Source organism: Ruminococcus sp. OM04-4AA (genome assembly GCF_003462585.1).
In the GTDB taxonomy this organism is placed as follows: Bacteria; Bacillota; Clostridia; order Lachnospirales; family Lachnospiraceae; genus Mediterraneibacter; species Mediterraneibacter faecis.
Window position 1 is genome coordinate 39,118 of record NZ_QTZH01000020.1, and the last position, 10,773, is coordinate 49,890.

Annotated in this window: 10 protein-coding genes; 6 read left to right on the forward strand and 4 right to left on the reverse strand. The window is 42.3% G+C overall.

The features are described 5' to 3' along the window. Positions 1 to 49: 49 nt before the first annotated feature. Together DXB52_RS07860 and garD are read right to left on the reverse strand one after the other, a co-directional pair. Positions 50 to 1,975: a sigma 54-interacting transcriptional regulator gene (locus DXB52_RS07860; protein ID WP_118106909.1), complete on the reverse strand. Its 1,926-nt coding sequence runs from the start codon at positions 1,973 to 1,975 to the stop codon at positions 50 to 52. 220 nt (positions 1,976 to 2,195) lie between these two features. Further along, the gene (gene garD, locus DXB52_RS07865; protein WP_055148587.1) at positions 2,196 to 3,713 is read right to left on the reverse strand and encodes a galactarate dehydratase; all 1,518 of its coding nucleotides are present in this window, start codon (positions 3,711 to 3,713) and stop codon (positions 2,196 to 2,198) included. Between the two features lie 219 nt (positions 3,714 to 3,932). Here garD and DXB52_RS07870 point away from each other — a divergent pair, with 219 nt between their 5' ends. From DXB52_RS07870 to DXB52_RS16975, 5 genes are all read left to right on the forward strand, one after another. After that, a complete protein-coding gene (locus DXB52_RS07870; RefSeq protein WP_118106910.1) occupies positions 3,933 to 4,847 on the forward strand; it encodes a LysR family transcriptional regulator in 915 nt (304 codons plus the stop codon). A gap of 76 nt (positions 4,848 to 4,923) precedes the next feature. Beyond that, complete coding sequence (locus DXB52_RS16965) at positions 4,924 to 5,754, forward strand: PA domain-containing protein (protein WP_318550650.1); 831 nt, start codon at positions 4,924 to 4,926, stop codon at positions 5,752 to 5,754. Then, complete coding sequence (locus DXB52_RS16970; RefSeq protein ID WP_318550649.1) at positions 5,751 to 7,028, forward strand: hypothetical protein; 1,278 nt, start codon at positions 5,751 to 5,753, stop codon at positions 7,026 to 7,028. The genes DXB52_RS16965 and DXB52_RS16970 overlap by 4 nt, the downstream gene beginning before the upstream one ends. Further along, positions 7,025 to 7,489 carry a GNAT family N-acetyltransferase gene (locus tag DXB52_RS07880; RefSeq protein WP_472520036.1) on the forward strand — a complete coding sequence of 155 codons (465 nt, stop codon included), beginning with the start codon at positions 7,025 to 7,027 and terminating at the stop codon, positions 7,487 to 7,489. The genes DXB52_RS16970 and DXB52_RS07880 overlap by 4 nt, the downstream gene beginning before the upstream one ends. Beyond that, positions 7,486 to 7,659: an N-acetyltransferase gene (locus tag DXB52_RS16975; RefSeq protein WP_472520037.1), complete on the forward strand. Its 174-nt coding sequence runs from the start codon at positions 7,486 to 7,488 to the stop codon at positions 7,657 to 7,659. Before DXB52_RS07880 ends, DXB52_RS16975 begins: the two co-directional genes overlap by 4 nt. On the opposite strand, the gene DXB52_RS07885 is transcribed toward DXB52_RS16975, so the two are convergent. Then, positions 7,646 to 8,782: a glycerate kinase family protein gene (locus DXB52_RS07885; RefSeq protein WP_118106911.1), complete on the reverse strand. Its 1,137-nt coding sequence runs from the start codon at positions 8,780 to 8,782 to the stop codon at positions 7,646 to 7,648. The genes DXB52_RS16975 and DXB52_RS07885 overlap by 14 nt on opposite strands. Positions 8,783 to 9,149: 367 nt before the next feature. On the opposite strand from DXB52_RS07885, the gene DXB52_RS07890 reads away from it, so the two are divergent. Beyond that, positions 9,150 to 10,232 (forward strand): CdaR family transcriptional regulator, encoded by a 1,083-nt coding sequence (locus DXB52_RS07890; RefSeq protein ID WP_118106912.1) that lies wholly within the window; start codon positions 9,150 to 9,152, stop codon positions 10,230 to 10,232. Between the two features lie 90 nt (positions 10,233 to 10,322). Here DXB52_RS07890 and DXB52_RS16055 read toward each other — a convergent pair whose 3' ends face one another. Then, positions 10,323 to 10,592: a hypothetical protein gene (locus DXB52_RS16055; RefSeq protein ID WP_147343360.1), complete on the reverse strand. Its 270-nt coding sequence runs from the start codon at positions 10,590 to 10,592 to the stop codon at positions 10,323 to 10,325. Positions 10,593 to 10,773: the final 181 nt, after the last annotated feature.

A 10,773-nucleotide genomic window follows, 5' to 3' on the forward strand; every position in this document is an offset into this window, starting at 1 on the left:
AAAAAAGGAGACAGTTTTAAACCATCTCCCTGTATGCATTTACCTGTTCCTATAGTAATTCATTTCCCCCATAATTGGCTTCTATTCCATACTTTTTCATTCTTCTCCAGAGAGTTGTCGTGCTGATACCGAGCTCTTCTGCCACCAGTTTCCTGTTTCCGTGGAAACGTTCAAGCAGCTCCTCAAGTTCATCTGTCTCCTGAGAACGATACACAAGAATCCTCTTCTCTCCATGAGATTCTTCCACATGCGGAAACAGTTCGTCATATAAATTTTGAAGAACGACTTCATCAATCATGCGTTTTTTGGCTGTAAGAACAAGTCGTTCACAAAATGACCGTAGCTGGATTCCATTCCCGGTCCACTTCAGCTCCTGCAGCTTCTTATATGCTCCTTCTGTTACGCTAAGCGGACGGTTGTATTTTTCCTTATATATCTTCAATTCTTTATCAAAACAATTTCTCAGATCCTCCGGGCGTTCATTCAATGAAGGAATCTCAAGTACCAGACTCTGCAGCATATAATATAATTCCTCGCTAAACTCTCCCTTTTCCACCAGATGTTTCAGATTTATCTTTGATGATCCTATGATTCTTACATCCAACGTGTCAAGTGGCTGTGCATCTGTTCTCATCTGCGCCCTGCTTAACATTGTACGCAAAATCTGATGCTGTACACGCAAAGTCAGATGCTCGATTCCTTTAATAAATAAGGTTCCGTGATTTGCCTTTATCATTGCACCCTTTGCACCAAAAGTTGAAACTGTATCTCCGGCTTCTCTTCGGAAAAGCTCTTCCATCTGATGTTCTTTATCCATTCCCCGCATATTAATGCTGACATATGGACCCACTTTGCGGATACTATTATTGTGAATTGCTTCTGCCAAAAGATAATCCTCTGTACCTGCTTGCCCATAAATCATAACTGCGTGTTCAGACAAGGCATACATTTTCGCAGTTTCAAGCATTTTTCGCATCTGTGCATTCTCTGTCTGAATATCTTCAAATTTGGTCTGCGCCGCAAATCCATGCAGTAGCATATCTCCCTGGATATCCTTGGTCTTTTTTGAATTGTCTGCCAGCTTCTGAAGAGACAAAATTGCTCCTGTAATCTGATTGTCATACTGGATTGGTGCGATCATTGCCATCCAGGTCTTTTTCCTGACAGAAACAGAAGTGGAATAGCTTTCGCTCTTTCCGCTTAAAATATTCTCGATCAAGAGCGAATCGATTCCGGGGAGAATCTCCGTCAGACTCTTTCCAACCAGATCTTCACTATTCTTTCCTAACAGATTTTCAACCAGTTTATTGACTACAATCACTTTTCCTTCTGCGTTCACCTTGATAATTCCATTAAAGGACGTATCCAGTACTGTTTCAAACTGCGCAGTATTACGCTTCTCACTTTCAGCTGCATAGGACGCATTCTTCGCTGCAAGAAGGGCTTCTTTTAACGATTCTCCCGTGGATTGATAAAACAGCGTCGAATATCCCATCGTTTCTGCTGCCCTGCAGGTTCCTTCTCCACCAATGATCAGATCCGGCCTTTCCTCAAAATCTGCAATAATGCTTTCAGCCTCTTCAATACGTTTTAGATAAATCACATCCAGTCGTATATCAAACAGCTGCTCCATATACGACATATCACAGAGCATATTTTCAAATGCGATCAATGCAATATGTGGGTGCGCTTTCTTAAGAATCGTCTTTGCTTTCTGAATGAGCAGACCGATCTCCTGTGCATGAAAACGGATCTCAACAACCGGAATATTCGTATATTCTTTGATCAGCTTCGCCTGATATCCTCTGGCTACCAGAATGTGAGCTCCGGTTTCCACTGCAACTCTTGCTTTATTCACTGCATCTACTGTATGCACAGCCTCAAGATAGACCACATCCAGATGATTTTCTTCTATAATTTTTCTCGCCGGTTCGACCATCCGCTCTTCCGGGAGAAGCATTCCTATTTTAACCATAATAAATGCCTCCGACTATAATTCACTTTCTTTTACCTTATCACGCACTTCACTATTTTATCAACAAATTTATTTCCTACTATTATAAAAAGAAAAAGAATCTTCTCCGCAGCATTTGGGACAAGATTCTTTTTCTGTTCGTGTATTTGCCGGCCGCAGCACGCTCTGCGGCCAGCTCTATATTCTTTTTAGGAGACTAAGAATTTTTCAAAAACATATCTTAGGTGATCGGTGCCGGATTAAAGATGCACAGATCATTGTGGAGTTTATATTTTTCTGCAAAGCTCTGATCTTTTCCGCTTGCAACCGCAATAATTTTATTAAATAATTCTGTACCGATATCTGAGATCTGTGCTTCACCTGTAGCAACCGGACCTGCGTTGATATCGATCAGATCCTGCCACATCTCTTTCATCTCATTTCTGGAACAGACTTTAATAACCGGTGCTGCTGCAAGTCCATAAGGTGTTCCTCTTCCGGTCATAAATACCTGTAGTGTGATACCGGATGCAAGCTGGCAAGGTCCACAGACAATATCACTGGCCGGTGTTGCTGCATAGATAAGACCTTTCTTTGACGGGCGCTCTGCCGGAGATAATACTTCTACGATCGGTGAGCTTCCTGATTTTGCAATCGAGCCCATTGCTTTTTCTACAATATTACAAAGTCCGCCTTTCTTATTTCCCGGAGTTGGATTAGCGCTTCTGTCAACATTTCCCTCTTCCAGATAATGATCATACCATTTCATCTCTGCCGCAAGTTTGTCGCAGACTTCTTTGCTCACACAGCGTTCTGCGATATAATGTACGCCATCTCTTACTTCTGTAACTTCTGAAAACATTACGGTTGCACCTGCATTTACAAGCATATCTGCTGCGTATCCGGCAGATGGGTTTGCGCTGACGCCTGAAAATGCATCACTTCCGCCACACTGCATACCGATGCAAAGATCGGAAAGCGGTAATGTTTCTCTTCTTCTCTGATCAAGAATTGCAAGTTTTTTATCTGCCATCTCCATAATGGCATTTACCATGGCATCGAAACCTTTCTGTTCCTGAAGAACAATTACATTTTCCGGGGAAATATCTGCCTCGTCCAGCAATTTTTCCACTGTTAATTTCTCACATCCAAGCGCAACAACCATCACCTGTCCGCCAAAATTCGGATGATGTACAAGATTGCGTAAAGCACGGATCGGCACTTTCGCCTCCGGTGCATTGATTGCGACACCACATCCATACGCATGATTGATTGGAACTACGTCATCCACATGTGGATATTTTGGAAGCAGTTCTTCTTTGATTCTCTTCACCGCCACATTAAGTACACCGGTTACACACTGAACCGTTGTGCTGATTCCAAGAATATTTCTCGTTCCTGCATATCCACCATTTGGATTCCTATATCCTTCGAATGTTGTTACCGGCGGTGTCGGAAGATCTGTTACAATCTTTTTTCCATACTCCATATCATCAACAGATGGTGGTGTCGGAAGCTCCAACATAAATTCATTGATCCAGTCTCCCTTTTCAATATCTTCCAGAGCATACCCCAGAATAACACCGTAACGAATCACCGGCTGTCCCTTTGGGATTCTCTCAAGCGCTACTTTATGAGCCTGTGGAATATCCTGACGGGTAACCAGATCTTCTGAAACCTGTGTTCCGGCTTTGATTTCTTTCACTGCAATTGCAACATTGTCTGCTTCATTCACTTTTACAAGAAGTCGCTTAGCCACGAATGATTCCTCCTTTTCGCTTAGCAAGAAATGTTTCATTTTTCTTTGCTGTTCTTTATTGTTTTATCATACGCTCTTACTGTTAATAAGTAAAATTCATTATTTTTCTACTTCTCTTAATTTTTTTAATAGTTTTTCTTGTCATTCCATATCGGTCGAATTATACTGGAAATAGAAATGTAAAGGCTCATTCACAGAATCAGCAGAAAGGTTATTCCTATGGATTTAAAACAGATTGAATATATTTTAAAAATTGCAGAAGAACAAAATATTACCCATGCAGCCGAAAAGCTATTCATCACCCAGTCTGCCCTCAACCAGCAGCTTCTCAAGCTGGAAAAAGAGCTCGGCACTCCGCTATTCTACCGTTCCCGGACTGACTGGCACCCAACCCCTGCCGGCGAAATCTATCTCAACGCAGCAAAAGACATTCTTCTTATAAAGAAGAATGCCTACAATCAGATTTACGATCTCTGCGAAGCACAGAAAGGTCATATCACTCTCGGATTCACTCCCGGCCGCGGAATTGCCATGTTCACCAGTGTTTACCCTAAGTTCCACAATATTTGTCCACGTATAGAAGTGGAACCGATTGAACGCAGCGTTCGTGATCAGCATCCACTTCTCTTATCCGGTGAACTTGACCTTGGTTTTATGACTTTGACCAGGTCGCAGCAAAAATCAGGAATCATCTATGAAACACTAGCTTCGGAAGAAATGGTTCTTGCCGTTCCAACAAAGCTTGTGACTGCTTTAGATATGAGGAACGGCGATCTGGCTCTGCTCAGAGAAGAGCCTTTTGTCCTCACACAGAAAACCTCTACCATCCGGGAGATCGTTGATTCCATTTTTAAAAATGCCGGATTCACCCCTAATGTTCTGTTCGAGACTTCAAATAACCATGCGATCATCTCCATGATCCATGAAAATATCTGCTGCGGAATTTTACCGATGTATTATATGGATCCGGAAGATGAGGCAATTACCTATTTTCAATTACCTGACCATCCTTCCTGGGAGATTGTTGCTGCATATCGCAAGGGACATTATATCAGCAAGCCGGCGCGGACACTGATCGAGCTTGCGGAAAATTATTTCTACTCTTGTAACACTTCGCTTGCAGTGCTAAAATAAGCGCAGAATAGATAGATGCCGTCATGGCGATATCTCAAACACATACAACAGGCTCAGACTTTCAGAGGTGATATAAATGGAATCAAAGACAGAAAACAGAATCAACGAATGCATTTCACATCTAGACATTACTTACTCTTATCAGCTGGCAAAGCAGATGGAGACTCACAAAACCAATCCGGTACTCGGTTTCCGAACTGCCGGTTCTGATGCGGAACATAAAACAGGGGATTTTTTATATGAAGAAATGAAACGCATCGGACTTCAGAATGTGACGAAGGATGAATTTTGGCTGGATTCCTGGACCTTTGAACGTGCTGTGCTCCGCTTCCAGGATCAACATGGAGAACTGCATACTTGTCAGATGGGTGCTTATCAGACGAATTTTGAGACAGATGGATTCGAGACTTATGATCTTGTCTATGTCGGCCGTGGAACCGCATCGGACTATGAAGGGCTCAATGTCCGTGGAAAGCTCGTTCTTGCTGATATCAACCAGCGTGATGAATGGTGGATCAACTACCCTGTCTATCAGGCATATTTGAAAGGTGCTGTCGGACTGATTGCTGTCCAGACACAGGGTTATGCTGAGATTGATCCACGGGCACTCAACGCTCAGGATATCGCCGGACCGGAATATGCCCCTGCATTCTCTCTTTCGAGACAGGATGCTTCTTATTTAAAAGAACTTCTCTGTCCCGAAGATCCTGCAGTATCTCATCCGTCCTCTGTCGCAGTTGAACTCAACGCCTCTTCCTGGGTTGAACGTAACCGCCCGGCTTATAACATTACCGGATATCTTCCGGGAACTGCCGCTTCTGAAGGGGACGACCGGATGATTCTGCTTTCCGCACACTACGATCCTATTTTGACGGATTTCAGGATGACAATTGTGCGGTCTCTATGACATTTGGAATCATAAAGGCTCTGATTGACAGTGGCTATCAACCGCGCTATACAATCGCAGTATGTGCCCTTGCTGCCGAAGAGTGGGGTGTCTGTGATTCTAAATTCGACTGGTCAACCGGAGCCTGGAACCAGGTATTCCGTGTTCACCCGGAATGGCAGGGCCGCGTGATCGCTGATCTCAACTTTGAACTTCCGGCTCACGCCCATAACACACAGGATGCAATCCGCTCTACTTATGAGTCTGCTGATTTTCTGAAACATTTTTGTGAAAATGTAACTGTTCCGAAGGAGGCTTACCCTGATGGACTGACAGTACTTGCACCAATCGAGACATGGTCGGATGATTTTTCCATCGCCATCTCCGGTATTCCATCTACCGTAAATGATTTCAGCGCAGGGCCGTTTATGGAAACGCATTACCACTCCCAATATGACAATGAAGAATTCTATCAGGAAGCAGTTTACCGTTTCCACCATGAGCTCTATACAAGGCTTTTAGTTACACTGGATCAGCTGACACTTCCGCCCCTTGACTTTTCCAGACATTTTCTGGCAATGAAAAGTTCCGTCGCCGACTGTCTTGCAGCACAGTCCAATGCCCCGGCAGAAGTATTGGAAGAAATTCCAGCGCTTCTGGAAAGTATTTCAAAGGTATGTGAATCTGCCGATTTATTATATGAAAAGATTCAGGAGATCAACAACCATACTGTTTCCGCTGACTTCCCAATGGTGTCCGGACTTTCTTCTAAACTGCTGCACATTTTCCGGAAGATGCAGGACTACTTCGTCCGCCTCGACTGGCAGGACGCAGTTTGCTTCCCTCATGCTGCTGCCAGTCAGAACCTCTGTCACCTGGAGCAGGCAGTCCATGCACTGGAAAGCCAGAACATCACTGCCGCACTGGAGGCACTCTATGAAGTTGATAATAACTGCTACGCATTTTTATTCGATGAAGAAGTCTATTATCACTTTACGGAATATATTTTACATCAGCCAAAAGACCGTCTGATGTGGGGCGCCGGACGCATTCTTCACCATGAGAATCTCTACGGCCTTGTCCAGCGTCTGAAAGAACTGGATCAGATGGCAATCCCAGGTTCTCTTGATGTTGAGATCAGAAGACTTGAAGCCGCTATCCGCCGCCAGCAGGCCTACTTAAAAGATGATTTACATTATATGAAACAATCTGTTGATAAAATCCAGGCTTTGATAAACGATTGCCTTGAAACATCATCACATTATAATAAAGAAAAGAATGGAGAAAACCAATGAATAGCGATAAGCTCTACAAAGTACAGGAACAGGATCTTGACCGCCTTAAAGAAATACTGACTGTCTGCTTTCAGAACGACCCGCTCTACAGCACTCTGATCGAAGATGAAGCAACAAAAGAACGTCTGCTGCCACATCTTCTTGAGTGCGACGTAACTGAATTATTTGAAACCTGTGAAGTCTTTGCTGACAGCCCTGAGTTGAAGGGAGTCCTGATCCTTTCTGACGAATCCGATCACCGTCATGCATTTTATAATTATTTTGTCAGCCTGAAAGAAAGCCTCATCACAGACGGCTGGCTGCTCCACGAGGATCCGACTATGAAGACATTTTTCAACTTTGTCCTCGGAAAAGATTACCTCAACTCCGCTTGGACCGCCCAGCTTCATGAAACCCGAAGACTTCATGTCATCTACCTCGCCGTTGATCCGAAATTTCAACATCACGGTCTCGCAGAATGATGATGAATGAAGTCATTGCCTGCGCCGATCGCAATGATATGATGATTTCTCTTGAGACACACAATCCGAAAAATATACCATTCTATGAACATCTTGGATTCAAGACATTCGGGATCGTGGAGAAACCTCATTTTCAGTTAAAACAATATTGTATGATCAAAGAATTGTAAATGTTCTGTACACCTGTTCTGCAGTATCTGCCAGGTTTCTCTTAGCGTTTTCATTCTTCATTGCCTCTTCCAACGTAACCACACCACGCAGGATAGGGAAAAATGCATCAATGCCATGTTCATTACATTTTCTGGCATCTCTTTCGACTGCGCCTGCAAATGCAAGTACCGGCTTGCCGTATTTCTTTGCAAGTGCAGCCACTCCAACCGGAGCTTTTCCCATCGCTGTCTGACCATCCATCCGGCCTTCCCCCGTGATGACAAGGTCTGCATCCTTTACATACTCTTCTAACTGTGTCTCTTCCAGCACGATTTTAATTCCTGATTCCAACACAGCATCTGTAAATGTGAGAAATGCGAATCCAAGGCCTCCTGCTGCTCCTGTTCCTTCCTGCTTTGCATCTGCCTTTGGGAATTTTTCTTTCGCCAATGATGCATAATATCCTAGCCACTGATCCATCTGACAGATCATCTCCGGTGTTGCACCTTTCTGAGGACCAAATACTGCACTGCATCCCTGTTCTCCGCAAAGAGCATTTGTTACATCACATGCAATCTTAAACTTACACTCTTTTAATTCCGGAAGCACATAAGTATCTGTGATTTCCTCCAAAACCTTCAAACCCTTTGCACCAAATGGAACCTGATTTCCGTCTTTGTCAAGGAAACCGTAACCTAATGCCTGAAGCATCCCGACTCCCCCGTCATTTGTCGCACTTCCGCCGATTCCGACGAGAAAACGTCTGCATCCCTTGTCAATCGCATCACGAATTACTTCTCCCACGCCATATGTTGTTGTATTCAGCGGATTTCTCTCTTCATCAGAAACCAATGTAATTCCTGCTGCCCCCGCCATCTCGATCACAGCTGTTTTTGTGCTTTCAATGATACCATACTCACAGATCACCGGTTTGCCAAGTGGTCCTGTCACCTGTACTTTCTGTAATGTTCCATTCATTCCGGATACAAGAGCCTCTACTGTACCTTCCCCTCCGTCAGCTAACGGTCTTACAATCACTTCTGCATCCACATCCACTCTTTGGATTCCCTCTGCCGCTGCCTGTCCTGCTTCCATAGAAGTCATACTTCCTTTAAATGAATCAATCGCTGTTACTATTTTCATAATGAACTCCTTTCCATGTCTGTTCCGTGTTTTATTAATATTAGGATACCAAATTTCTTGTTTCTCAAATATGTTATATGTAACATTATTTCAAATTTATTCTATTATTATTTGTTATATATAACATTTTATAGTAAAATGGTAACTGTTCAGAGCCAAGCAAAATTTCATAAAACAGATGTAAAATGCTTGCATTTTTAAGACTGTTTTTGAAATTTTATTTGGCGGATACGCCACACCGACGAAATTCGTAGCATTTTGGAAGTTGGCTCTGAACAGATACGTAAAATAAAAGGAAGAAATTATCTTCAAACTCATACCATATTGTAATCCGCCATGTCAAAAGAAAGGATATAATAAAAAATCTATGATAACTAAAATCGACCGCGAACTCGCAGAACAAATCGTAAATACAATCAAAGATGTCTGTGATCATGACATCAACTTTATTGCTCCATCTGGTATCATTCTCGCCAGCACAGACTCATCCCGTGTCGGAACCTTTCACGAGATTGGACAACAGGTCGCTGCTTCCGGTTCTGTACTGGAAGTAACAGAAGACAACAATTTTTCTGGCACAAAACAGGGAATCAATCTTCCGCTTTATCATAATGAACATCTGCTGGCCGTCATCGGAATCACCGGTATACCTGATAAAGTCCGCAGTTATGCTTATCTCGCAGAACGCATCACCAATCTTCTGATCCGGGAGCAGGAACTAAATCAGTACAGCCGCAGACAGGCCGATAAAAAACATTTTGTCATTCAGTCTTTGATCAGAAATGAAACCGACAATCAGGAATACCTCACCTCCTGTCTACATGAATTTAAGATTGATCTCAACACAAAGAAAAGAATTGTTCTTATTCGCACAAATAAGCAAAATCCAATTACAAACCGCTCTATTTTAGAACAGAAAATTCAACAAATGTTTGCACAGGCACATGTCTGTCTTCACACATTTAATTATCCGGGGGATTTTATTGCTTTGATCGAAGAAACTGATTTTGAAAAACAGAATTACATTTTTAAACTCTTTGCAAAAGAACATTTCGATATTTTAGATATTGCAGTTGGAAAACCGACATCACTCTTCCAGCTCCATATCTCCTATCAATCTGCTGAAACTGCTTTGCACAGCCTTATAATTTCATCTGAACACTATGTTATTTTTGATGATTTGACACTTGAACTGATTCTTTCTACGATCACACCAGAAAATCAGAAAGAATTTTTAGCCAAGACAATCGCCCCGCTCAATGAACAAGAACTGCACCTGCTGGAAGTTTATTTTTCTGAAGAAATGTCCCTTGCCGCCACAAGTGAACGACTCTTTCTCCATAAAAATACATTGCAGTATAAATTGAATGCGATTCAAAAGAAATGTTCACTGAATCCGAGGAAATTTCAGGATGCGGTGCTGCTTTATCTGGCTGGGAAGATTAAATAACCGTACAACTTGATTTTAGCAGGGGCAAAAATATACCCCTGCGCAATCTTGCGCTTTCATCTCGGTAATTGAATTGCCGAGGATTCCCGCTTATTGTCCTAAAATAATGGTTTTTGTTTTCGGATAGGGGAAATAGCATATATCAGGGACATTTTGAGTGGTTAAAGGAGAATCTATTTTTAGAGGATTCTCTCCATTGGAGTATTCTGCATTATATTCTTTTAGTGACAAAAAATTATCATCTGTTGGTTGTGCAGAGTATGTTTTGTTATAACTTGGAATTGATAGGTAATCTTGAGAATTTGTTTTTAGAGGATTTTCTCCATTGGAGTATTCTGTATTATATTCTTTTAGTGACAAAAAAATTATTATCTGTTAGTTGTGCAGAGTATGTTTCGTTATAACTTGGAATTGATAGGTAATCTTGAGAGTCTGTTTCGTGTACATATATTGTCATGGCAGATGATAAAAGTAATAAAACTTGAGAGTCTGTTTCGTGTACATATATTGTCATGGCAGATGATAAAAGTAATAAAACTGC